This is a genomic window from Luteimonas sp. KH_071, assembly GCF_057838005.1.
Genome location: NZ_CM174458.1, coordinates 1,569,921 through 1,592,142, shown reverse-complemented (window position 1 = coordinate 1,592,142; position 22,222 = coordinate 1,569,921). Strand labels below are relative to the sequence as shown.

The 22,222-nt window shown below is 66.8% G+C and carries 21 protein-coding genes; 6 read left to right on the top strand and 15 right to left on the bottom strand.

From position 1 onward, the window contains the following. Window positions 1-13 precede the first annotated feature (13 nt). The 3 genes from AC3IRM_RS07500 to AC3IRM_RS07490 all read left to right on the top strand — a co-directional run bounded on the left by AC3IRM_RS07500 (window position 14) and on the right by AC3IRM_RS07490 (window position 2,577). Window positions 14-1,330 (top strand): TFIIB-type zinc ribbon-containing protein, encoded by a 1,317-nt coding sequence (locus AC3IRM_RS07500; protein ID WP_489205574.1) that lies wholly within the window; start codon window positions 14-16, stop codon window positions 1,328-1,330. Beyond that, window positions 1,327-1,611, top strand: a complete 285-nt coding sequence (locus AC3IRM_RS07495) for a hypothetical protein (RefSeq protein WP_489205573.1) — start codon at window positions 1,327-1,329, stop codon at window positions 1,609-1,611. Before AC3IRM_RS07500 ends, AC3IRM_RS07495 begins: the two co-directional genes overlap by 4 nt. 72 nt (window positions 1,612-1,683) lie before the next feature. Beyond that, a complete protein-coding gene (locus tag AC3IRM_RS07490; RefSeq protein WP_489205572.1) occupies window positions 1,684-2,577 on the top strand; it encodes a CHAD domain-containing protein in 894 nt (297 codons plus the stop codon). A gap of 140 nt (window positions 2,578-2,717) precedes the next feature. On the opposite strand, the gene AC3IRM_RS07485 is transcribed toward AC3IRM_RS07490, so the two are convergent. From AC3IRM_RS07485 to AC3IRM_RS07475, 3 genes are all read right to left on the bottom strand, one after another. Then, on the bottom strand, window positions 2,718-3,596 hold the full coding sequence (locus AC3IRM_RS07485) for an ABC transporter substrate-binding protein (RefSeq protein ID WP_489205571.1): 879 nt from the start codon (window positions 3,594-3,596) through the stop codon (window positions 2,718-2,720). A gap of 134 nt (window positions 3,597-3,730) precedes the next feature. Continuing rightward, window positions 3,731-5,038, bottom strand: coding sequence for a PQQ-dependent sugar dehydrogenase (locus tag AC3IRM_RS07480; protein WP_489205570.1), 1,308 nt, complete (start codon window positions 5,036-5,038; stop codon window positions 3,731-3,733). Next, complete coding sequence (locus AC3IRM_RS07475; protein WP_310149051.1) at window positions 5,038-5,238, bottom strand: hypothetical protein; 201 nt, start codon at window positions 5,236-5,238, stop codon at window positions 5,038-5,040. The genes AC3IRM_RS07480 and AC3IRM_RS07475 overlap by 1 nt, the downstream gene beginning before the upstream one ends. A gap of 245 nt (window positions 5,239-5,483) precedes the next feature. Here AC3IRM_RS07475 and AC3IRM_RS07470 point away from each other — a divergent pair, with 245 nt between their 5' ends. After that, a complete protein-coding gene (locus AC3IRM_RS07470) occupies window positions 5,484-6,347 on the top strand; it encodes a diguanylate cyclase domain-containing protein (protein ID WP_489205569.1) in 864 nt (287 codons plus the stop codon). A gap of 50 nt (window positions 6,348-6,397) precedes the next feature. On the opposite strand, the gene AC3IRM_RS07465 is transcribed toward AC3IRM_RS07470, so the two are convergent. The 4 genes from AC3IRM_RS07465 to AC3IRM_RS07450 all read right to left on the bottom strand — a co-directional run bounded on the left by AC3IRM_RS07465 (window position 6,398) and on the right by AC3IRM_RS07450 (window position 9,443). Next, window positions 6,398-6,712 (bottom strand): I78 family peptidase inhibitor, encoded by a 315-nt coding sequence (locus tag AC3IRM_RS07465; protein WP_489205568.1) that lies wholly within the window; start codon window positions 6,710-6,712, stop codon window positions 6,398-6,400. Between the two features lie 38 nt (window positions 6,713-6,750). After that, window positions 6,751-7,767 carry a linear amide C-N hydrolase gene (locus AC3IRM_RS07460; RefSeq protein ID WP_489205869.1) on the bottom strand — a complete coding sequence of 339 codons (1,017 nt, stop codon included), beginning with the start codon at window positions 7,765-7,767 and terminating at the stop codon, window positions 6,751-6,753. A gap of 120 nt (window positions 7,768-7,887) precedes the next feature. Further along, window positions 7,888-8,496 carry a LysE family translocator gene (locus AC3IRM_RS07455; RefSeq protein WP_489205567.1) on the bottom strand — a complete coding sequence of 203 codons (609 nt, stop codon included), beginning with the start codon at window positions 8,494-8,496 and terminating at the stop codon, window positions 7,888-7,890. A gap of 128 nt (window positions 8,497-8,624) precedes the next feature. Then, window positions 8,625-9,443: a DUF5694 domain-containing protein gene (locus AC3IRM_RS07450; protein WP_489205566.1), complete on the bottom strand. Its 819-nt coding sequence runs from the start codon at window positions 9,441-9,443 to the stop codon at window positions 8,625-8,627. A 391-nt stretch (window positions 9,444-9,834) separates the two neighbouring features. On the opposite strand from AC3IRM_RS07450, the gene AC3IRM_RS07445 reads away from it, so the two are divergent. Continuing rightward, the gene (locus tag AC3IRM_RS07445; RefSeq protein WP_489205565.1) at window positions 9,835-10,149 is read left to right on the top strand and encodes an HPF/RaiA family ribosome-associated protein; all 315 of its coding nucleotides are present in this window, start codon (window positions 9,835-9,837) and stop codon (window positions 10,147-10,149) included. 210 nt (window positions 10,150-10,359) lie between these two features. Here AC3IRM_RS07445 and AC3IRM_RS07440 read toward each other — a convergent pair whose 3' ends face one another. The 6 genes from AC3IRM_RS07440 to AC3IRM_RS07415 all read right to left on the bottom strand — a co-directional run bounded on the left by AC3IRM_RS07440 (window position 10,360) and on the right by AC3IRM_RS07415 (window position 19,641). Beyond that, complete coding sequence (locus AC3IRM_RS07440) at window positions 10,360-11,064, bottom strand: DUF6445 family protein (protein WP_489205564.1); 705 nt, start codon at window positions 11,062-11,064, stop codon at window positions 10,360-10,362. Between the two features lie 18 nt (window positions 11,065-11,082). Then, window positions 11,083-12,612, bottom strand: coding sequence for a tryptophan halogenase family protein (locus AC3IRM_RS07435; RefSeq protein WP_489205563.1), 1,530 nt, complete (start codon window positions 12,610-12,612; stop codon window positions 11,083-11,085). Window positions 12,613-12,632: 20 nt separating this feature from the next. After that, window positions 12,633-13,634 carry a cupin-like domain-containing protein gene (locus AC3IRM_RS07430; protein ID WP_489205562.1) on the bottom strand — a complete coding sequence of 334 codons (1,002 nt, stop codon included), beginning with the start codon at window positions 13,632-13,634 and terminating at the stop codon, window positions 12,633-12,635. A gap of 13 nt (window positions 13,635-13,647) precedes the next feature. Next, window positions 13,648-14,403, bottom strand: coding sequence for a SapC family protein (locus AC3IRM_RS07425; protein WP_489205561.1), 756 nt, complete (start codon window positions 14,401-14,403; stop codon window positions 13,648-13,650). Window positions 14,404-14,575: 172 nt separating this feature from the next. Then, on the bottom strand, window positions 14,576-17,686 hold the full coding sequence (locus tag AC3IRM_RS07420; protein WP_489205868.1) for a TonB-dependent receptor: 3,111 nt from the start codon (window positions 17,684-17,686) through the stop codon (window positions 14,576-14,578). Between the two features lie 827 nt (window positions 17,687-18,513). Then, window positions 18,514-19,641 carry a Gfo/Idh/MocA family protein gene (locus AC3IRM_RS07415; protein ID WP_489205560.1) on the bottom strand — a complete coding sequence of 376 codons (1,128 nt, stop codon included), beginning with the start codon at window positions 19,639-19,641 and terminating at the stop codon, window positions 18,514-18,516. An 83-nt stretch (window positions 19,642-19,724) separates the two neighbouring features. Here AC3IRM_RS07415 and AC3IRM_RS07410 point away from each other — a divergent pair, with 83 nt between their 5' ends. After that, the gene (locus tag AC3IRM_RS07410) at window positions 19,725-20,168 is read left to right on the top strand and encodes an FKBP-type peptidyl-prolyl cis-trans isomerase (protein WP_489205559.1); all 444 of its coding nucleotides are present in this window, start codon (window positions 19,725-19,727) and stop codon (window positions 20,166-20,168) included. 206 nt (window positions 20,169-20,374) lie between these two features. Here AC3IRM_RS07410 and motB read toward each other — a convergent pair whose 3' ends face one another. Continuing rightward, window positions 20,375-21,283, bottom strand: coding sequence for a flagellar motor protein MotB (gene motB / locus AC3IRM_RS07405; RefSeq protein ID WP_489205558.1), 909 nt, complete (start codon window positions 21,281-21,283; stop codon window positions 20,375-20,377). A gap of 11 nt (window positions 21,284-21,294) precedes the next feature. Next, window positions 21,295-22,155: a flagellar motor stator protein MotA gene (gene motA, locus AC3IRM_RS07400; RefSeq protein WP_489205557.1), complete on the bottom strand. Its 861-nt coding sequence runs from the start codon at window positions 22,153-22,155 to the stop codon at window positions 21,295-21,297. Window positions 22,156-22,222 lie beyond the last annotated feature (67 nt).

Below are 22,222 nucleotides of genomic sequence, written 5' to 3'. Positions count from 1 at the left end.
ACGCACCGCGACCATGTCCGATACCAAGTTGCCGCCGCCGTTGCCGGTTCGTCCCGTCGACGGCCCGGGTTCGCCGCGTGATGTGCCGCCGCTGCCGGGCACCGTGCCGGTTGATCCAGCCACGTTGCCCGACCCGATCCGCGACGAACTCGAAGCGCCAGATCCGCTGGCCATCGACACCTCTGCCGAGGCATTGAAGGACGGCCTCAACCGCTGCCCGAAATGCGGCGCGACCGATATCCGCCAGCGCGCCGGCACCGACATCCTGGCCTGCCTCTACTGCCGCAACGAATGGCACGGTGAACGGGTCGAGGAAGCGTTTGGATTCGGCGACGGCATCGCCGACCTGCGCGGGACCGTCATCGCCTCCGGCGCGCGTGACATCGAGGCCGATGCCGCCAGCCTGATGACCTTCCATTGCGCCGGCTGCGGCGCGGACGTCACGGTCAACACCGAAAGCACGATGACGGCGCGTTGCCACTGGTGCCGTCACGTGTTCGGCGTCAACGAGCAGATCTCCAACGGGGCGGTGCCTGATGCGGTGCTGCCGTTCCACATCCGCAAGGACGACGCCGTCGCGCGCATCCGCCAGTTCGTCGACAAGCGGCGGCTGTTCGCGCTCAAAGCGTTCAAGGACGAGTTCACGCCCGAGAATGTCGTCGGCGTGTACCTGCCCTACATGATCGTCGACGGCAGCGCGAGCGTATCGGTCGCCGGCAAGGGCGAGATCAAGACGCGCCAGTACACGCGCGGCACCAACAACAACAAGAAGACCTATTACGACGCCGATGTGTATCAGGTCGAACGCCATGTCGCGTTCACCGTTGACGATCTGCCGCTGGAGTCCTCCAACGAGCGCGGCAACCTGGACGTCAACGTCAACACCAACAACATCATCAACACGATCCTGCCGTTCGACACCAAGAACGCGGTGAAGTGGAACGCCTCGTACCTGTCCGGTTTCACCTCCGAAAAGCGCAACAGCAATGTCGAGCATCTGCTGCCGCGCCTGGAAGACCAGCTGCTGTCGATCGCCCGCGCGCAGGTCGAAGGCTCGACGCGCCGCTATGACCGCGGCGTGCGTTGGGAACAGGAACAGCTCGACGTCCACGGCACGCGCTGGGTCTCGATGTACCTGCCTGTGTGGCTGTATTCGTATCACCAGCCCGGCAAGAACGGCGGCCTACTGCACTACATCGCGGTCAACGGCCGGACTGGCGAAACCATGGGCAGCGTGCCCGTGCAGCAGTGGAAACTGTTGCTGGCCGCATTGACCGTCGGCACCTTCCTCGAGGGCATCGCGATCATGATCCTGGTGGGCATGTCATGAGCGACGACAGTGGTCTCTGGCTGCTGCTCGCCGGCCCCGCCGGCGCGACCGCGCTGTACTGGGCGCTGTACCGGTTCTACCGCAACACCGACAAGTCGCACGCGTTCGAGCGCGAAACCAGTATCGATGCCGAGCCCGTGACCGGCAGCGACGCGAAGGTCGGCACCGTCACCGGCACCCAGGCCACACGCATCCAGGGCGACAACGTGGGCGCGTATCGCGCGCGTGTGCAACGGGTGGCGAGCGAGACCCGGCCCAAAACGGACGACGGCGCGTCCTAGCAGGTCGCGCCCTCTGCGCCCGCCTGTTCATACGCCGGCGCTGGAAATCCGGATCAAACGCAGGAGCGCGGCATGGCCTATCGCATCAGAAGCAAGGATTCCCGGGCGCAGGCGTCGCTGCGCCGCATCGCGCGCGAACAGGTGCAGGCGGCCATCCGCAGCATCGACAAAGCCGCTGCAGATCGCGCGGGAACCATTCACGATGTCCGCAAGCGCATCAAGAAGATCCGCGGCCTGCTGCGCCTGGTGCAACCGTCGTTCGACGGGTTTCGCAACGAGAACGCGGCATTCCGCGGGATCGCGGCGCCGCTCGGACCGCAGCGCGATGCCGATGTCCTGATCGCGAGCTTCGATCGCTCGATCGAAGGTGCCCCCCCTGCGGACGCCGACGCGTTCGTGTCCGTCCGGCGTGATCTGGTGCATCACGGCGAAGCGATCCAGGCGGCGCACGATTCCGATGCCCTGCTCCGCGTGGCGCGTGCGGCGCTGCAGGACGCGTTGCCGCGCATCGCGACATGGCGGCTTGCGCACGATGGATTCGAGGCGTTCGAGAGCGGGCTGAAATCGAGCTATCGACGCGCCCGCAAGGCGATGCGCGCGGCCTGCGACAACGGCGAAGACGACGCCTTCCACGACTGGCGCAAACGCACCAAGGACCACACCTTTCATCTACGCCTGCTGCAGCCGATCTGGCCCGCGCCGATGCGCGCGATTGCCACCTGCGCCACGGCGCTGGGCGACACGCTCGGCCTGCACCACGACCTCTCGGTTCTCGCGACGCGCGTGCAGGACATGCCCGGCCTGGATCCCGCTACGAATGCCGCGCTGCAGACACGCATCGACTCGCAACAGCAGGCACTCGCGCTGCGCGCACACGCGCTCGGCGCACGCCTGTACGCGGAAACACCGTCCGCACTGGCGAAGGCCTGGCGGCGGCGACATGCGGCGTGGCGCCGCGAGGACTGAATCGACTGGCGTTGCACAAGCCGTCGCGCGCCTGCGTCGGGGCCGGCCAGCGGGTGCATCGGCCCATGCAGTGACCGTCAACACTCCGGAGACGCACGCGGCTGTCCCGGCGCAGGCGGACGGTCAGGTCCGAATGCCGATCACGTGTACAGCGCTGCGTAGCCCGCGCGATCGACCTGGCTCAATCCGAGCCGATCGAACTGCACCCACATGCCGTGCCAGCGTGCGGCGTCGCGTTGCACCGGCGCGACCAGGCGCGGACAGGTGTCGGCGATGATCGCGTCCATCAACGTGCCGGGTTCGGTTCCGCTGTAGGCGTACCAGAGCGCCGCGGCCTGCGCCGGCGCATCCCGACACAGCTGTGCGCCCTGACCGATCAGGCGCGTCACGGTGTCCACCACGGCGGCATGTTCGGCAAGAAAGCTCTGCGAGGTGAAGAGCTCCAGCGCGGAGAAGTTGTGCAGCCCGACGTCGTGCGTGGCGATGAAGTGCGTGTCCAGACCTTCGAGCCGGGCCTCGACACCTTCGAAGTTGGCGAAGCACAGCCATGCGCCATCGAAACCCGCGCGCAGGTTGGCGAGGTGCTCGAAGCCCGCGCTTTCGATCACCACCTGCGATGCATCGAACGCCACGCGCTGCTGCATGCACCAGCGCGACAGGATCTCCACGGCGATCGCATCGGTGACGCCGCCGGCGACCGGCGAGGCCAGCCGCACCGTTCCGCCTTCCAGCAGCCGCCGGCCGGCAGCGCGCTGCAGCAGGATGCCGCCGTCGGTTTCGAAGAAGCAGCCCAGTGCCCGGAGCCCCGGACGGTCGGCATCGATCATATGCAGCGGTTCGTTGCAGGCGAACGCCACGTCGCCGCTGACCGTCGCCGCCAGTCCGTCGTAATGGTCATCGGGCACCAGCAGTTCGAGTTCCAGACCAGCTTCGCGGTACCAGCCCAGCTGGATGCCCGCGATCAGCGGCAGATGGTCGGGGTTGAGGAACCACTCGAGGGACAGCTGCAGCTTCATCATCGTGGACGACTCGGTCGAATGCGGGTGCACAGACTAGTCGACGGCGATGCCGCTGACGCAACCCTCGGATGCAGCCAGCGAGCGAGCGGCGCCAGCGCGAGCGGCCCGCGTGCCAGGCGAGGCACCACGCGTGCTCAGTCGTCCTTCGCGAACCGGATCACCAGCCCCGCGCGATCATCCGTGGCCCAGATGGCGCCATCGTCGGCGACCGCCAGGCCCACCGGCGAGCCCTGCGGTCGCACGCCACGCTGCAGTCCCCAGCCAGGCGTGAGCAGCACCGGCGTCGCCGCAGGGCCGGCACCATAGGCACGCATGCCCTGGCCGTAGACCGGGAAACGCGGGTTCGCATCCGCTTGCGGCAGGCCGCGCGCGTCGACCGCGAAACTCGCGATGCGCCCACCGACCGAACGGTGCCCATGCCACGTCATCAGCAGGCGTCCCTGCAATGCAGGGAACATCGCGCCGTCGTACCACAGCATGTCCAGCGGCGCGGCATGCGGCGGCAGCAACAGTGCGGGCGCGGTGTGTGCCTCGCTGCGGCACCAGTCGGACTTGTCGCGCCAGCCGGGCGTGGCCTGCGCGGCGTCGGCGCAGTACGGCCAGCCGTAGTGACTGCCGGCCTCGATGATGTTGAGCTCCTCGAACGGCGACCAGCGACTGTCGAAGTCGTAGCTGTTCTCGCCCTGCAGCACGGTGCCCGATGGGTGTACCGCCAGTGCCAGCGAGTTGCGCAGTCCGCGGGCGAAGACGTCATGTTTCGACGACCAGCGACCCTCGCCGTCGTAGCGGTACCGGCGCAGGCTCGCGGCATCGTCTGCGCCTTCGCTCTGTGCGCACAGATCAGACGGCGTGCGCGCACCGGCGCCGGTGCACTGGTCGCTCGGCGCGCCGACATTGACCAGCAGGTCGCCGTCCGGGAGGAACACGAACTTCGACAGCGGATGGCGATGTTCGTGCAGTCGGTTGTCGGGCAGGTTGTCGACCACCGCCTCCACCGTGTCGGCCGGCGCGTGCGCGTCGGGATCGAAGCGGAAGATGCGGCTCATTTCGCCGACATAGACCCGCCCATCCGGGCCACGCGCGATCGCGTGCGGCAGATGCAGGCCGTCGAGCACGCGCTGCACGTCGACCGCGCCGTCTTCCGCGGTGCGCAGCCGCCACACCGCACCGCGCGTGCCGTCCCAGGCGCCCAGATCGGTGATCAGCCAGGTGTCGGCATCGAGCTGCAGCAATGCGCGCGGAAGGCGGAGCGCACGCGCCGCATCGGCCGTCGTCGGCCCGACCACCCGCCCTGCGCACATGCCGCGCATCGTGTCGATGGAAAGGCGCGGATAACCGCCGCAAGACGCACCCGCCACAGCGTGGCGCTCGCGCGCCGCGCCGGGCGCACCGGGCAGCAGCATCAGCCAGAGCAGCAGCCCGGCACGCAGACGCATGGTCATCAGCCGTAGTAATCCACGCCGATGATCTTGCACACCTCTTCCTCGTTGTAGCCGTGGAAGCGGCGCCCGCGCGTGGTGTGCGTGCGCGCGAACAGCTTGCCGTTGGCATCGTTCCGCTCGCGCTTCTCGGTCAGCAGCCACTTGGCGTAGTCGTGTGTCAGGTTCCGCTCCCGGGTCGGGTCGCGTTTCATTCGGGCCATCTTCCGCATCCTCGGTTCTGATCCGCGCACGCCTGCAGCGCGCGCGCGGCGCACAGGATACGCGGCCCGCCGATCAACCGGCGCCGGCGCCGCTGCACCCCGGGCGCGATCGTCCGGCGCATCCGTGGCCGGACGACGCGAATGGCAGACCGGTCCGGCGGCAGACCTGCAGCAAGGGCGCCCCGTTGCCGCGCGCACTCTGGCACTCTGGCTGCCGTTGCATCCAAGCCGCGCACCCGCCCGCAATGACCCCGAACCTGCCGCTTCCCATCGAGATCCTCGACCTGCTGCCCGATGCGGTCTGCGTGGTCGACCCGGACGGCCGCTTCCTGTTCGTCAGCAAGGGTTTCGAACGCATCCTCGGTTATCGCGCGGACGAGGTGCTGGGACGTCAGGCCTTCGATTTCATCCATCCCGACGATCGCGCCGACACCCTGCAGCAGGCGATGCGGGTGATGGCAGGCGAGTTCCAGCGCCACTTCCGCAACCGCTACCTGCACCGCGACGGCCATGCGGTGGACATGCTGTGGTCGGCCAACTGGCATCCGGCGCATGGCGTGCGCATCGGCGTGGGACGCGAGATCACCGAGTTGCGGCGTGTCGAACGCGAACTCGAACACCTTGCCGGTCATGACGCCCTGACCGGTTTGCCGAACCGCCACCGCCTGCACCAGACGCTGGACCGCGCGCTCGCGCAGGCGCGCACATCCGGCGACAGCCTCGCCCTGCTGTATATCGACCTGGACGGCTTCAAGACCGCCAACGACCTGGGCGGGCACGACGCAGGCGATCGGCTGTTGCAGGACGTGGCGACGCGTTTGACGGAGTCGCTGCGCCACGGCGACACGGCCGCGCGCGTCGGCGGCGACGAGTTCGTGGTCCTGCTGCCGAGCTGCCGGGATGCAACCGCGGCCCGACAGGTCGCCGAGACCCTGCGCGCACGGCTGCGCCTGGTCTACCGGTTGGGAGATCGGCCGTTCCAGCTCGATGCGAGCATCGGTATCGCATGTTGTCCCGCCGACGGCAGCGATGCGGCCACCCTGATCGCCCACGCCGACCGCGAGATGTACGCCGTCAAGCGCCGCGTGACGCGCGGCACCGCCGCCTGATTCCGGGCAGGACGGGACGTCCGCCGCGGCGCAGCCCCCGCTGCACGACCTCAGCCGCAGTAGACGCGCCGGATGGTGTTGTCCGCATCGAGTTCGAGCGTCACCCGGTCCGGGCGCGTATCCCGCCCGGCGATCTGCTCGGGACGTAGCGGCCGGATCAGCCCGGCGTGGCTTTCCCGCCAGACGCGGCCGGTGACCGCAGACGTCGCGACCTGCCCGACCGCCCACTGCACGGGTTCGGCGTGACAGATGCCCGACGCCGCGGCACGTGCCTGCGGCGGACCCGGCGCGGGTTGCCAGGCGGCGCAGGCGGTCAGGGTGCAGGCCAGAAACGAGAACATCGAGAAACGAACGGCTGGTGACATGACGCGACCTCCGGCAGGGAACAGACCTCGAGCGGCCATCAGCGCGCCGTGCCCAGAAACGGGAACGGCGCATGGACGACAAACCGGTCCACAGTATTGCCCGCAAACACGTTGCGCTGGTCGCGCCCCAGATCGAGCGTCATGACCTGGCCGGTACGCGCATCGAAATCCACGTCGTCGAGATCGACCCAGAACGTGTTGGGCGTCATCGCCGATTCGAAAAAGTACAGGCGCCGCTTGTGGTCGAACACTGTCCGCCAGCGCGTCGACGAAATGTTCGGCTCGCCCGGCGTCGCGATGCCATACGGCACCGAGACGTTGCGGATGACGCTGAAGACGCTGGCCAGTGCGATCACCGGATCGTCGCTCTTCGGAATCGCATTGACATAGAACGCGGCGCGGGCGAACCGGTCGGCGGAGCGGTTGGTCCCCGGCAGCATCACCGTGCCGCCGATCTGCTGCCAGTAGCTGTTGAGTGCCAGTTGCTGGTCGAACGTGGGCGAGTTGGTCATCACCTGGTACGCGCGGTCGTGGTGGATGACCGGGCGGCCGTCGATGTATTCGACGATCGCGCTGTCGCCACTGGCATCCGACATCGACAGATGCAGCGTCGCCAGTCGCGACTCCCCCGGCACCTGGTCGGTGACGAGATGGAACGGGTCCGCGCGCAGGGCGTCGACGGCCTCGGCCACAGTGCCGAAGTTGTCGAGAACGTACTGGGCCCACAGTGAGATCGCCAGCCCCGGCTTGCCGTTGGACTGCGCCGGATATTCCGACTCCACCAGCCACAGCAGATTGGCCGCAAGGCCGACCTCGTTGACGCCGTCGGTCGTGGAAATGTCGTATCCGCTGGCGATCACGCTGCCGTATTTCGCGGTCCAGGCCAGCGATCCATCACCGGCCTGGCCGGTGCGCGCCATGCCGCGCGGAAAGATCCACAGATTGGTCGCGATGTCGCTTTTCCAGTCCATCGAACGCGCGGTGATCACGTCGCCGTCCACGCCGGTGTAGACGAAGCGGGTGCAGGCATCGGCATCACGCGCGCCGACCGCCATGCCGAGCAGCACGATTGCCGCTGCGGTCTTCCAGATCAGGATCTGCATGCGTGCGCACTCCTTGTGTGGATAAGGACTTGCCCAGGGCCCGCGAAACGCCGTTTCGCCCGCGGACCGTATCTACGCTAACGCCGCGTAGAAGAACCACCCGGCCAGGCCGACCATGCCCACCGCCAGTATCCGCCGGACCGGTTGCACCTGCTCGGGTCGGGTCAGCACGCTGCGGAAACGACCTGCGCCGAGCACCAGGCTCAAATGCACTGCGGTCGCCACGCCCACACTGATCAGGCCCAGCAGCAGGATCTCCCGCAGCGGCGCGTCCGGCCCGGACAGGAACCGCGGCACCACCGTGAGAAAGAACAGCGCCGCCTTGGCGTTGAGCAGATTAATCGCCACACCCGCCCACAGGGCACGATGGGGAGCATGGCCTGCGACCTTTGCAGACGATGCATCGGTCGTTGCCTGCCAGCCGCGCCAGGCCAGCCAGAGCATCATCAGGCCCGCACCGAGGCCAACCCAGGTGCCGATCGCGGGGAAATTCACCAGCAGTGCGCTCAGGCCCAGGCTGGACAGCGCAGCGTTGAGCGCCAGGCCGATGGCCACGCCCGCCGTCGCCATCAGTCCCGCGCGTCGCCCGTCGGCCAGAGTCAACGAGACCAGCCAGGCCATGTTGGGCCCGGGGGTGATTTCCACCAGCAACACGGCAAGCGCAAAGCCGAGCCAGTCCACTGCGTGTCTCCCCTGGGTCCGGCGGATGCAACCAATACGAGAGTAGCGACTCTAGACCCTCGCCCGCCTTCGTCATCATCGGCACGCGCGCAAACTGTTCCGAAAAACGACGAAATCGTGAGTCGAGATCAGGGCAACAGGTAACCCCCTACATCTTCGGCACTTCGCTGGCTGTCGATCGCGAGCAGATCCTTGAGGATCGCGGTGTGTCCTGCGCCGGCGATCACCAGCACCCGGCTGCCCGGCGCAGCGATCTTCTGTACGTTGGCGTACATGCGGAAATTGCGATGCCACCAGCTGGCGGATGCGTCGGCACCGACAAAACTACCGCCTGCATCGACGGCATTGGTGAAAATGTAGAGATCCTTGTTCTCGCGATCGCGCGCCGGATCGTTGGTCAGTCGCAGCAGTTCGGGCAGCGGCAGCGTGGTCTGCTCGCGAGTCGTGCGCGCCGAGAGCGCTGCGAACACCGCTTCCATGGCGACTTTCTGTTCGGGTGCATGGGCGCCGACGTACTCGAACAATGGGCCGCCGTTCCAATGGACGTTGCCTTCATCGAAACAGCTCACGCCTTTGAGGTTCGCCGCCTTCGCCACGCGGAACCCGATCTGCTGCGTTTCGTCGACAGCCAGCGGCGCCGTTCCATCGAGCCACGCAGCATACGCGGCGTCCTGCTTCGCCTGTGCGGACGGCTCGCACTCCACCAGGACATCAGTCGGGCGGAACGCCGCGATTCGCGCCGCCAGACCCGACAGATACGCCTGGTTCGCGTCGGTCGTGACGTCGACGACTTCCGACTTGACCACGTCCAACCCCGGATTCTCGAAATGGAAAACGCCGAGCATCATCACCTTTGCCGGCTCGGGTGCAGGTTCGACGGCACCGGCATCACTGAAGAGGGCGAAGGTGCAGCACAGAAGTACGGCGTAGAGCGGCGTTCGGGTCATGGTGCACTCCCCTTGAGGAACCTTTCTTCAAACTACAGAGGGCCTTGCAAGGTCGCGCATGCCGGAAGTCGCGGGGACTTACGGCGGGCCTGGGCCCGATGCAGCGATTTCGTGGTTTCGCTGCCGGAGACACCGCAGGTGTGCTGCGTTGAGCGCTAGGCGGAATCTTTGCCCGTTGCCGCCGGATGGTGCAGCAATTCAATGACCACGTGTGCGCACGCGCGAAGCGAGTCCGCAAACATACTCCCCTCGTACTGCTAATACATATCGTCCAGCCTGCGCGTGCCGAGCAGCGTCCTTCGCGCGGAACCCGCCCCGCTTCACGCAGCCACCGGGGTGCGGACCGTTACGCTGGTGCCACGCACATGTTTCGCAATGCAGGAGTTTCGCTTTGAAGATCCAGTTGAACACCGACAACCACGTTGATGGCACCGAAGCCCTCGAGTCGCGGGTGAACGCGATGATCGAGCAGCATCTGGGCAGGTTCTCCTCACGACTGAGCCGGATCGAGGTGTTCCTCTCCGACCACAATTCCGTCAAGGGTGGTCCGAACGATCGGCGCTGCGCACTGGAAGCGCGGCTGCAGAACGACGATCCGATCGGCGCGAGTCACGATGCCGAGGACACGGAAAAAGCGATTCGCGGCGCATGCGACAAGCTCAAGGTGATGCTGGACGCGCGTATCGAGAAGCAGCGCGGGTATTGAGGCATGCGCGTCCGACCGTCGCACCGGCGCGCTGTCGGGCGATTGTTCGAATCGTTGCATCCGCATCGCATCTGCGGTCACGGGAGCCCCGCATGTGCGGGGCTTCTTTGCATCCGGCTTGCACGAAACAGACAGCGCTGCGCCTGGTGACCAACTTGCCAGCCCCGCAGGTGCACATCAGTAACGACGCGCTGGAACTCCGACTCGGACTCAACGCGCGATATCGATGAACGTATTGATCGACAGTCGGCCGTGGACCGCGTCCGGCGGCGGTACGCGTGCATTGTCGATGCAGCCCGAATGCAGCGAGTTGCGGCGGTAGACGATGAGGCGATTGAAGACCGCGTCCACATCGGCGATGCGCTCGAACAGCGCGGTGTCGCCCCCGATATAGCCGGCGCCGGCGGCGGCATCGTCTTCGCGGCGCTGCTCTTCCGCCAGGCAGGCGAAGTACGCCGCATGGCGGGTCTCGTCGATGGTTTCGAAGCCGCTGCGGCGATGCCGGTAGAAGGCAGTGCCGCCCCATTCGCCGCGGAACAGGTAGTGCACGGTCGCGAGTCCGTCCCGTTGCGCCGAGTCGATATGCGGCACCCGCTGCAGAAACGCGAGCTTTGCAGGCGGCGTCGTCACCAGCGAGTAATGGCACATCGGAAATACGAACCGCCCCGGCCCGATTCCGAAGCTTGCCTTGAGCAGCGGATTGAGCGTGGCCTCCAGGAACAGGCGGTAAGACGCCGGCGCAGGCGCGCGCAGACCCGGGAACATCGAAGACGGCGTGGCGAAATGGCTACTCGCCGCCTTGCGCACCAGACGATCGGGATCGGACACCAGCTGGTCCACGATCAGCAGCGGCGCGCCCTCGGCGCCGATCGTGCGCCGGGCGACGCGGACGTCCGGATGGGGTGTCAGCAGCATGCGCGTGGCCGGTGTCGGTTACGGCGTCGCGGCACGTGCACCCCAGACCTCGGGGCCGGCCTTGCAGTAGCGCTCGATGAAGGCCTGCTGCGACGGCATCTGCGCGACCGCGCGTCCGATCGGTTCGCCGATGCCGTGCAGCAGCCGGCGCAGATCCTCGTCGGCCAGCGCCCGCGCCAGCGGATGCGGCGGGCCCGGGGCGATGCCCTGGCCCAGCAGCACGTGCGTCCACGAATCGACCCGGAACAGTTCGTCGGCGTTCTGCCAGGCATGCGCACGCTCGCGCCACGCGCGCAGGCGGATCTCCAGCGATTCCGGCAGCGGCATCTCGCGACACGCCACCCACATCGGTTCGTCGCGCCGCGTCGCGTGGTAGTGCAGGATGATGAAATCCCGCACGTGTTCCATCTCTTCGCGGCTGACGTCGTTGAAACGATCCACCAGCGCAGGCGAAATGCCATCGACGGGAAACAGCTGGATCAGGCGCACCACGGCGCTGATCGTCAGATGCAGGCTGGTCGATTCCAGCGGCTCGATGAAACCGCTCGCCAGGCCCAGCGATACCACGTTGCGGTTCCAGGCCTTGCGCCGACGCCCGGTGCGGAACGGCACCAGCCACGGGTCCTTCAGGGGGCGCCCCTCCACATCGCGCAGCAGCTTCGCGTGCGCCTCGTCGTCGGACATGTAGCGACTGGAGAACACCAGCCCGTTGCCCACCCGGTGCTGCAGCGGGATGTGCCAGCGCCAGCCGGCCTCGTGCGCGATCGCGCGCGTGTACGGCACCGGCGCGCCGTCCGATTCGGTCTGCACGGCGACCGCCCGGTCGCTGGGCAGCCAGTCGCTCCAGTCTTCGTAGCCGGTCTGCAGGGTCTGCTCGATCAGCAGCCCGCGAAAGCCGGTGCAATCGATGAACAGGTCGCCCTCGAGCCGCTGCCCGTCTTCCAGCACCAGTGCGTCGACATCGCCGCTGTGCGCATTCTGGGTGACCTCTCGGATCTTGCCTTCGACACGCTTGAGCCCGTGCCGCTCGGCGATGCGACGCAGGAACTTCGCGTACAGGCCGGCGTCGAGGTGGTAGGCGTAGTTGACCTGCGGATCGGTGCCGAGCGCGAACCGGTCCTCGCGGGATGCCAGGGTTTCCAGGCAGAAATCGCCGAGTGCCGACGTCATGCCGCGGCGCTGGCTGTCGAGCCAGAAATGATGGAACGCGGCCGCCCAGGTGCCCTGCCCGGTGATGCCGAAGGGATGGATGTAGCGGTCCCCGGGCCGGAGCCAGTTCTCGAACGAGATCGACAGCTTGAACGTGCCGGCGACGGCGCGCAGGAAGTCCTGCTCGTCGATCTGCAGGAAGCGGTGGAAGGTGCGGATCGGCGGGACCGTGGATTCGCCGACACCGACGGTGCCGATCTGTTCCGATTCCACCAGGGTGATGTCGAGCTGCTCGCGGAACTGGTGCGCCAGCGCGCATGCGGCCAGCCAGCCCGCCGTGCCGCCGCCGGCGATCACCACCTTGCGGATCTGTCCCGGCCTCGGGTCTGCGTGGTCCATGTCGTGCGTCTCCTGGGCGCTCAGCGATTCAGGCGGCCGATCAACATCGCGCGGATGCGCCGCGCCAGCCTGTCGTCGATGGGACCGAGCACATCGCGCGCCGCTTCCGGCAGATGCGCACCGGCGCGCGTGTTCGGCCCGAACACGTAGTAGTCGAACACCTTGGCCCACGCCTGTTTCTCGCGCTCGGGCAGGTCCCGCACCGTCCACAGCGCGTGGTACAGCGCGGGCAACGGCGAGGACAGGAACGCCGGTGAGCGGCGCCACCAGTAATTGACCAGCACATTGAACGGTTCGACGCTGCGCACGTGGTGCCACCACATGCTGGGAATGAAGATCGCATCACCCGGTTCCAGCGTCGCGGTCTGCGCCGTCGCCAGCGCGTCGCGGAAGCGCGGATAGCGCGCGAAGTCCGGCGCGGCGAAATCGACCAGACTCACGACCTGCCCGCCCGGCGTCGGGTCCAGCGGGCCGGGATAGAGGTTGTCGATCTGCGCAGGCGGAAAGAGCGTGAACTCGCGTTTGCCCACGGCGCAGACCGCCAGATTCTCGGGCGCATCGAAGTGGCAGGACGCGATCACGCGGTTGCCGATCCAGATGCTCGGCGGCGCCTCGATGCCGCGCGCGGCCAGCCCCAGATCGTTCTCGGCGACGAAACCCGGCAGTGCACCGGCCACAGGCAACGACGCGAGGTAATACGTCGGCGGCGACGCGTCGTCGAGATGCTGCGCGATCGCGTCGAGCACCTCCCCCAGACCACCACGCCGGACCTCGACGTTCAACGCGGTGAAGTCGTCGTTGTAGAAAGGCCGGCCCCGGATCGACGGCGCGCCATACGAATACGGCACCGGACGGCCCGCATCGAGCCCACGCAGATACGCCATCGCATCCGCGGTCGACGCACGCCCCGCATGCACCAGTCCCCAGTCGGACGCGACGCCCTTGAGCAGCGCGGGCATGCCATCAGCCAACAATGCGTCGAGCGGCACGTCGGCCGCATTGCGGACATCGATGCTGCGCATTCCTTCCACGCGATCAGCTCCGACCGTCGGACGACGTCGCATCCTGCGCACGCAGGCGACGCTGCTTCTCCGCCATCAACCGTCGCACGTTGTGCAGCGAGGCCAGCACCAGATAAGCGCCTTCCAGATAACCCGCGCGGTTCAAGCGTTCCAGCGCCGGACCGTCCAACGCCGCCAACGCGTCGCGATCGATGCTGTGCAGGCCGCTGACGTCGACACGATGGCGCTCGTCCAGGTCCACCGCCAGTTGCACCGGCTGGATCAGGCCCAGCGCATCGAAGGCCGCGAACATGTCCGCGCCGAACGCGGTGCCGTCGCGGATGCCGCGCAGGATGCCGGCGATGTGATCGAGATAGGGGCTGTTGCCGCCCTGCGGCAGGAACACCGGCTCACCCTCGATGTCATTGACGCGCGGATGGTCGAGATCGACATGGATCACCGGCTCCTGCCGCAGCTCGCCGTCGATACGTTGTTCCTGGAACCCGATCAGGAACGGCCCCTTCGCTGCGGCACCCGGCAGATAGCTGGCATTCCAGCGACCGTCCTGCAGGTAGAGATTCTCGCGCTGCTCGAAGCCCAGCAGCGCCACCGAACTCCACCAACCGTCGCCGTCCCTGCGGAAGAAGATCGGATACTCGCGCTGCAGCTCGGCATATTCGCTGGGAAAGGCCGGCACCATGCCCACATCGTCGCCGAAGCGGGCCCCGAAACCGGTGGCGACGCGCAGATCCTTGTGCGCCACGTTGTTGAGCAGTTCGTAACGGGCCATCACCTCTCCAGGCTGCAGCGTCGCCGCAGGTGCAGGCGAGCGCTGGCCAGATACTACCGGCCACATCCGGCCGGTCCATCGTTTCGTCGGACCTGTCGCGCCACATCGAGCGGGACCGCTGCCCCTGCAGCGGCCCCGTCCGGCAACGTCCCTGGGGGAGGTGTCGTCGCGATCAAAACTTGTAGCGCACGCCCAGCGTGTAGCGCGGACTCTGGTCGGCCAGCTTCATGATCTGCTGGTCGGTGCGCGCATGCCAGCGCACGTCCTCACCGGTCAGGTTGATCGCCTCGAAACCGAACGACCAGTGGTCGTTGAGCGCGTAGTTCACGCTGAGGTCCCACTGGTCATAGGCTTCCACGTAGTAGGGATTACGGCTGGCGCCCTGGTTGGCGAGGATCAGATACTCGTCGCGCCAGTTCCAGGCCAGGCGCACCGAGAAGCCGTATTTCTCGTACATCAGCATGGCGTTCGCGGTGTCGCTCAGGCCGGTCAGCGCGAACTGGTCGATCGACGGATCACCGCCGTTGTCGTAGCCCACGTCGCCCTGGACGATCGTGTAGTTCGCGTAGACGCCGAAGCCGCTTTCACCGAAGAAGTACTGGCCGCCCAGCTCCCAGCCGCGCAGTTTCGACTGGTTCTGGTTGACCGGCCGGTTGACGTTGAACTGGTACAGCGGATCGGCCGCGGTGCCGTAAAGATCGAAGGCCGCTTCGGTCGCAAGCACCTGCGCATCCGTCCCGTTGTAAGCCGCCAATCCGGCCGGGTTGTTGCGCAGCAGTGCCAGGGCGGTGAACAGCGCCGTGTCGTTGCCCGAGCACGCCGCCGCGTTGGCCGCGCCCACCTGCGCCACGCATGCCGCGCTCTGCAGGAACGCCAACGCGGCCTGGGCGTCGGGACCGGAGGTCGGATCGGTCAGTCCGTACAGTGGTTCCTGGCTCACCGTGTTGCCGATGAAGTTGCTGACCGACTTGTTCCAGTACGTCAGCGACACGTAGCTGGCATCGGCGAAATACCATTCGAGCGCGAGGTCGAGGTTGTCCGACTCCAGCGGCTTGAGACTCGGGTTCTGCGCATTTCCGCTGGCGCGCGTGGACGGATCGAGCAGCACCGAGCCGAAGGGTTGCTGCGCGCCCGGCCCTGCGTAGAGGTTGCCGTAAGGCGCACGGGCGATGCTGCGCCCGAACGACGCACGTCCCTTCAACTGGTCGGTGAAGTCGATGCTGAAGTCGAGATTCGGAAGGATGTAGCTGTAGCTGGCGCTCTCGCTGAAGGGCTGGAGTTCGTCGGACAGCACGATCCGGAAATCGTTGTTGGCCTGCCATTCGATCGCCTCGGGAATCGCGATGACCGACGTCGACACGATATCGGTCGTCTCGTAGCGCACGCCGATCCGGGTATTGGTGCGCATGCCGCCGAGTTCGCCTTCCAGGCTGACCTGCATGTACGCGGCGTTGGTTTTTTCCTCGATCCGGTTGTCGGCCGCGTTCTGGGGGCTGACGCCCAGGCCGATGCCGTACTGCGCTGCTGCCCATTGGGCCAGGACGCCGGTATCACCGCGCCAGGCCGTCCAGCTGTTGATGTTGTAGTCGTCGAACAGGCCCACCAGGTTCACCGGCTGCAGCAGATCCATCAGACCGCCGGCCACGTCGGCGTCGACATTGGCCACGCCCCAGTCGCCGAGGGTCGAATAGGCTTCGGCAGCCTGCAGGCGATGCGTCGTCGCCTTGTTGGTGTCCACGCCGAACTGGAAACGGCCTTCGTCGAAGCTCCACTCGCCGTCGATGCGCGCCTGCTTGATCTCGCTGACCTGGGTCTGCGCGTTGACGCGGAACACCTGGGAGCCGATCTCGCCCGCGACGAAGCCCGGATTGACGACGCCGTTGGTTCCTGCGATCGCATCCGCGGTGGTCGGATACCAGGTCTGCGTGCCGACCGGCAGACTGTTATTGAAGACCAGCTCCTGCACCCACGAGCCGCCGCAATGCGGGCCGGTGGTGCAGTTGTTGGTGCCGGCGATACTCATGAAGGTCGAGCCGCCACCCGTCTGCGGATCGTTGGGGCGGCTCTCGGTCTTCGAGTTGTGTGCGTCGAAGCTGAAACGCAGATCGCTGTTGACGTCCCACACCGCGTTGAAGCCCAGCGAGCCGAGCTTGTACGCCTGCATGCTGCGCTGCTGCTCGAGACCGAAATCCTTGGTGCCGGCAATTTCGCGAATGTAGATCGGGGTGGCCACCGCACCCGAGGTGTCGAACTCGATATCGGTGTAGGCGCTGTTCTGCAGCCACATCGCCTGCTCGCCGCGGTTTTCCGTGATCTCGTTGGTGGAATAGGTGTAGTCCAGCGTCAGGGTCACGCTGTCGGTGGGCGCGAACTGCACCACCGCCTGGCCGTTGAGACGCTCGCGCTCGAACTCGGAAAACGCATAGCGCAGATCGTTGGGGCGCGCGTAGAGCTCGCCGATGCCGGGCGCGTTGATGACGTCGGGATCGCCCGGCATCGTGCCCGTCCAGGGCTGGACGTTCCAGTAGTTTTCCGTGGCCTGCACCGAACCGCCCTTGCGCTTCTGGTAGCTGGTGCTCAGGCCCACACCGAAGGTCTTGTCGGGATTGGTGTAGCTGAAGATGCCCGACAGCTCGGGCGTCAGGTCGTTGTCGAAGACCTGGCTGCGATCGGAGACGACCTTGGCACCGGCACTGGCGACGACGCCCGTGTGGTTGAACGGCCGGTCGGTCAGGATGTTGATGGTCGCGCCGATACCGCCGCTGGGCACATGCGCCTGGCTGGTCTTGTAGACCTCGATGCCGCTGATCGCCTCGGCCGCCAGCTGCGCGAAATTGAAGGCGCGCGTCCCACCATCGACACCGCCGATGGCCACCTGCCCGGCAGCGCCGAACGCATCCGCGCCGGGCACCTGGCGACCATTGAGGGTCACCATGTTGAACTGGGGACCGAAGCCGCGCGCCGTGACCTGTGCGCCCTCGCCGTCGCGGCGCTCGATCGAGATGCCGGTGATGCGCTGCAGCGATTCGGCGAGGTTGGTATCGGGGAACTTGCCGATGTCCTCCGCGCTGATCGCGTCGACCACGCCGGCCGCCTCGCGCTTGGTTTCCATCGCCTGGTTGAGGCTGCTGCGCAGACCCGTGACGACGACCGCATCGAGCTCTGTCGCATCGGCCTGGCCTGTGGTCCGCTCGGCGGGCGCACTCTGGCCGACAGGCGGTTGCTGCGCCTCCTGCGCGAAGGCCGGGTTGATGATCAGCACGCCGCCCACGAAGGTGAACATTGCGGTCGACTTGAAACGCTTGAACTTCTGGTTCATTGGCCCGTCCTCAGCACCGAGATTCGAACGACCGCCGGCAGGTTGCCCACGGCACTCACCTCACTCACCAGCGCCCGGGCCTCGTGCCGCGTATCCACGCGATCTCCGCCAGGCGCATGTCCTCAGAGTGTTTTCTCTTGAACTCACTGGATCGTCGTCCGCAGCGGAGGGAGGCCGGACGCCCTCGTCCCTTCCCCGCGCACTGGCGTCGGCCGCATCGAACAGAGGGTTCGTCTCGCATCGCGGCCCGGCATCGGAATCCATGCCGTGTCACGCCTCGAACCCTTGGCTCGCCCCCATCTGCTGCCGTCTAGTGATAGCGCTAACACCCTACGGCTGCAGGTGTATAGCGCTGTCAGGACTTTGTCACCATGCAGCGCAGCAAAAATCGGGCGCGCAAGATGCCGCACCACGGGTCACGAATGCTGCGGCGCCGTCGAGATGCCGACGTCATGCGTTCGGGGCAATGTCCGCGGTTGCCGAGCGTCGATTCATTGCCGCGTCCGCACGCCGCATATCTGTGCACTGCAGCAAAGCCGGCGCGGCCGTTGCCAGCGGTGCATCCGGATGACGGGCGGCGATTTGTTCCAGCCGCGTGCGCATTGGCACGTTTGCATTACGCCGTCGGAGGGGCGCCGCCGCGGGCGCCGGGCGGGGGCGGGATCAGGCGAGGCGATCCAGGCACCCGGCCTTCGCTGGGCGTGGTGCGCGTCCCGTCCCGAGGGGTTGCAGCCATCACGCAAGCCGCCCCACTCGCCCCCGGCCCCGGTGAACCCGTTGCCCTCGGATGCCTAAGCTGCAATCCGCACGCGCTCGTTCCCGCTGCGCACCGAGGCGAAGACCGCATCGAGCACGCGCATGTCGCGCAGGCCTTCCTCGCCCGGCGCGCGCGGCGGCCGGCCTTCGAGAATGGCGAGCGCATCCTGGTCCATCTGCTCGGCCTGCATGCGCGGCTGCTCGCCGAGCTGGGCGGTGAAACGGGTGCCGTCGCTGGCGCGTCCGACGTTGCCGTCGTAGGCCTGGAACGGTGACAGCTCGTACCAGCCGCGTTCGCAGTCGATGTGCAGCGTGTTGAGGGTGCGACCGAAGCTGGTGACGCACTCGGCCACGATGTCGTCGGGGAATTCGAGCGTGAAGCGCGTGGTCTCGTCGACGCCGCGGAAGATTTCGCGACGCGCGGTCTCGTCCCAGGCCCGCACCGCCACAGGTTCGAGACCGGTGCTGTAGCGCGCGGCGTTCACGCAGTAGACGCCCATGTCGTACATCGCACCGCCGCCGCGTACGGGGTCGAGCCGCCAGGCGGCGTCGGCGCCCTGTCGCCAGCCGAACCAGCCGGCATCGGCGCGCAGCTGCACGATGCGCCCGAACGGCCGCGCCTGCGCCATCTCGATGAAGCGTCGCGTATTGGGCTCGTGCTGCATGCGATAGCCGATGGCGAGCTGCACGCGGTTGTCCCGGCAGGCCTTGATCATCGCTTCGCCTTCGCGCGCGTCCATCGCCATCGGCTTCTCGCACCAGACGTGCTTGCCTGCATGGGCGGCGATCAGGGTCTGCGGCATGTGCAGATGGTTCGGCGTGACGATGTAGACCACGTCGATGTCCGGGTTGTCGGCGATCCGGTGGAAGTCGTCGTAGCTGTAGACGCTGGCATCGGGGATGCCGTACTGCGCCTGCCACGCCGACACCTTCTCCGGCGAGCCGGTGACCAGTCCGGCAAGCCGGCAGTGTCGGGTGAGCTGCAGCGCGGGCGCGAGCAGATCGCGGCTGTAGCCGCCCAGCCCCACCAGGGCGACGCCGAGGCGGCGCGCGGGCGACGTGGCAGCGAAGCCGCCGGGCAGCGTCGATGCGGCGCCCGCCAGCACCAGAGACTGCAGCACGCGGCGGCGGGAGATGCCGTTCGATCTGCCGTTGGGATCCATATCGCCTCCATCGACGTGATGCGCCCGATCGTAGCAGCGTGCTCGGGGCTATCCTGTCCGCCCGATCCGGAAGTGCCCCGACCATGACGCATCGCCTGCTGCGCAACATAGCCCTCGCGTGTTCTCTTCTGCTGCTTGCCGCGTGCGGCAGCCCGCCGCCCTACACCGGTGGTGACGTGGCCGAACTGCAACGCATCGATCGGGCGGTGGGCGAAGGCGCGCCGGCCGTCGCCGGTGACGAGGTCAGCGTGCATTACACCGGCTGGCTCTACGACCAGGACGCGCCCGACAAGCGCGGTGCGCAGTTCGACAGTTCGCACGATCGCGGCCAGCCGTTCGTGTTCGAACTCGGCGCGGGCCGCGTCATCCGCGGCTGGGACGAAGGCGTCGTCGGCATGCAGCGCGGCGGCACGCGCGAACTGCACATCCCCGCGTGGCTGGGGTACGGCGAGAACGGCGCCGGCCGTGCAATCCCGCCGGGCGCCTCACTGGTGTTCGAGGTGGAGTTGCTGGACATCCAGAAGTAGGACACGCACCTGCGGCACGCGCCCGTCGCGATTAAATCCGGACTTGCACTCTCGCGAAGAGACCGACGCGCGACGTCTGCTTGCTGCAGGCGTCGTGCACCCGGTTCTGCGCACGCGTTGCGTCGCACGGCATCCATGCCCCGTCCACGTGCCCTCGCCTCTTCGACTGATCAACGCACCGCGCTGCGGCAGACGCAGAGATGCACTCAGGACTTGTCGGTCACCGCGTCCGCGACAGGCGATAGCGTGTCATCACTCCGCGCCGCGCTGCGCTCGGCAGCGTTGTTCAACACCACGATGCTGATGCGGCGGTTGATGGGGTTGGCTTCATCGGTCTTGTCGAACGGGACCGACGACGCCAGACCCACCACGCGCGACAGCTTGGCGTCCTCGAGCCCACCTGCCACCAAGGCGCGACGCGCTGCGTTGGCGCGCTGGGAGGACAGCTCCCAGTTGCTGAGGTCGCTCGCGCCGGAGTACGGCGTGTTGTCCGTATGTCCGGAGATCGCCACCCGGTTCTCGACCTGGTTGAGGTAGGTCGCCAGCTCGATCAGGATGCGGGTGGTGTAGTCCTTCAGATTCTGCGAGCCCAGGTCGAACATCGGCCGGTTGTAGGTGTCCACGATCTGGATCCGCAGGCCTTCGGGCGTGATGTCGATCAGCAACTGGTCCTTGAACGGTGCGAGCGCCTGGCTGCTGGCCACTGCTTCCTCCAGCGCACGCTGCAGCGCCTCCAGCCGCTGCTGGTCCGCCGCATCACGCGCGCGCTCGGCCGCATCGCTGCGCGTGCCCACCTGGGCGTCGGGTCCGGCGCCGGGCGGATTGCGAAGGTGGTCGAACATCCTGATCGGCACATCGCCCGCGCCGCCCGGGCCGTGGATGCCGGGCGCCATCACGGCGGAGCGGCCCGAGACCGCGCTCGGATTCTTGAAATATTCGGAGACGCCGCCCAGCTGTTCCTGCGGCATCGTCGCCACGAGCCACATCACCATGAAGAACGCCATCATGGCGGTGACGAAGTCGGCATACGCCACTTTCCAGGCGCCGCCATGATGTCGCCCCCCCGCGCGCTTCTTCTTGCGCACCACGATGATCGGTTGCAGGACCTCGTTCACGGTACGGCCCGTCAACCCTTGGCGGTCTTGAGGTCGGCTTCCAGGTCCTGGAAGCTCGGGCGCACATCCGAGAACAGCAGCTTGCGTGCGAACTCGATCGCCACCGACGGCGGATAGCCGCGCAGCGATGCCACCAGCGCCATCTTCACCACCTCGAACGCCTTGCCCTCCTCATGGGCGCGGTTCTCCATTGCGGTCGCCATGGGCCCCACGAAGCCGTACGCCAGGAAAATGCCGAGAAAGGTGCCCACCAGCGCGGACGCGACTTTCTCGCCGATCTCCGCTGGCGGCGCCGTTCCGACGATCGACATCGTGAGGATGATGCCGAGCACGGCTGCGACGATGCCGAAGCCCGGCAGCGCATCGGCCACCTTCTGCACCGAATGCGCGGGCTCCAGCGCTTCCTGGTGATGCGTTTCGAGTTCGTACTCGAGCAGTGATTCCAGCTCGTGCGGCGTCATGCTGCCGCCGACCATCAGTCGCATGCAGTCGATGATGAAGGTCGACACGTGAGGATCGGCGGCGATCTTCGGATACTTCTGGAAGATCGTGCTGCTCTCGGGATTCTCGATATGCGCCTCGATCGACATGGTGCCGTCGCGACGCATCTTCATCAGCATCTCGTAGATCAGCTTCAGCAGATCCACATAATCGGCGCGCTTGTATTTCGGCGCCTTGAACAGCGCGAGCATCGTCTGCAGCGCACTCTTCATCACCTTGGGCGGCGTGGCGATCACATACGCCCCGAGCGCACAGCCGCAGATCACGATGATCTCGTTGACATGCCACAACGCCAGCAGATTGCCGCCCACCATGGTGAAGCCGCCGACCATGCTGGCGATGACCACGAAAGCGCCGATGATCAGGTACATGAGCGGTGGATCCGGAAAGCAGAACAGTCCAAGCAGTATCGGCACCCTGTCTTCCGTCTTGAGCACA

Bases quoted from the DNA above. Each gene is read 5' to 3' on its own strand.
- AC3IRM_RS07415 (WP_489205560.1), bottom strand. From the start codon at position 19,641: ATGGATCCCAACGGCAGATCGAACGGCATCTCCCGCCGCCGCGTGCTG.
- AC3IRM_RS07485 (WP_489205571.1), bottom strand. From the start codon at position 3,596: ATGATGAAGCTGCAGCTGTCCCTCGAGTGGTTCCTCAACCCCGACCAT.
- motA (WP_489205557.1), bottom strand. From the start codon at position 22,155: ATGTACCTGATCATCGGCGCTTTCGTGGTCATCGCCAGCATGGTCGGC.
- AC3IRM_RS07480 (WP_489205570.1), bottom strand. From the start codon at position 5,038: ATGACCATGCGTCTGCGTGCCGGGCTGCTGCTCTGGCTGATGCTGCTG.
- AC3IRM_RS07500 (WP_489205574.1), top strand. From the start codon at position 14: ATGTCCGATACCAAGTTGCCGCCGCCGTTGCCGGTTCGTCCCGTCGAC.
- AC3IRM_RS07420 (WP_489205868.1), bottom strand. From the start codon at position 17,686: ATGTTCACCTTCGTGGGCGGCGTGCTGATCATCAACCCGGCCTTCGCG.
- AC3IRM_RS07470 (WP_489205569.1), top strand. From the start codon at position 5,484: ATGACCCCGAACCTGCCGCTTCCCATCGAGATCCTCGACCTGCTGCCC.
- AC3IRM_RS07475 (WP_310149051.1), bottom strand. From the start codon at position 5,238: ATGGCCCGAATGAAACGCGACCCGACCCGGGAGCGGAACCTGACACAC.
- AC3IRM_RS07410 (WP_489205559.1), top strand. From the start codon at position 19,725: ATGACGCATCGCCTGCTGCGCAACATAGCCCTCGCGTGTTCTCTTCTG.
- AC3IRM_RS07465 (WP_489205568.1), bottom strand. From the start codon at position 6,712: ATGTCACCAGCCGTTCGTTTCTCGATGTTCTCGTTTCTGGCCTGCACC.
- AC3IRM_RS07490 (WP_489205572.1), top strand. From the start codon at position 1,684: ATGGCCTATCGCATCAGAAGCAAGGATTCCCGGGCGCAGGCGTCGCTG.
- AC3IRM_RS07435 (WP_489205563.1), bottom strand. From the start codon at position 12,612: ATGGACCACGCAGACCCGAGGCCGGGACAGATCCGCAAGGTGGTGATC.
- AC3IRM_RS07495 (WP_489205573.1), top strand. From the start codon at position 1,327: ATGAGCGACGACAGTGGTCTCTGGCTGCTGCTCGCCGGCCCCGCCGGC.
- AC3IRM_RS07425 (WP_489205561.1), bottom strand. From the start codon at position 14,403: ATGGCCCGTTACGAACTGCTCAACAACGTGGCGCACAAGGATCTGCGC.
- AC3IRM_RS07430 (WP_489205562.1), bottom strand. From the start codon at position 13,634: ATGCGCAGCATCGATGTCCGCAATGCGGCCGACGTGCCGCTCGACGCA.
- AC3IRM_RS07460 (WP_489205869.1), bottom strand. From the start codon at position 7,767: ATGGCGGTCGGCGCGCGTGATGCCGATGCCTGCACCCGCTTCGTCTAC.
- AC3IRM_RS07450 (WP_489205566.1), bottom strand. From the start codon at position 9,443: ATGACCCGAACGCCGCTCTACGCCGTACTTCTGTGCTGCACCTTCGCC.
- AC3IRM_RS07440 (WP_489205564.1), bottom strand. From the start codon at position 11,064: ATGCTGCTGACACCCCATCCGGACGTCCGCGTCGCCCGGCGCACGATC.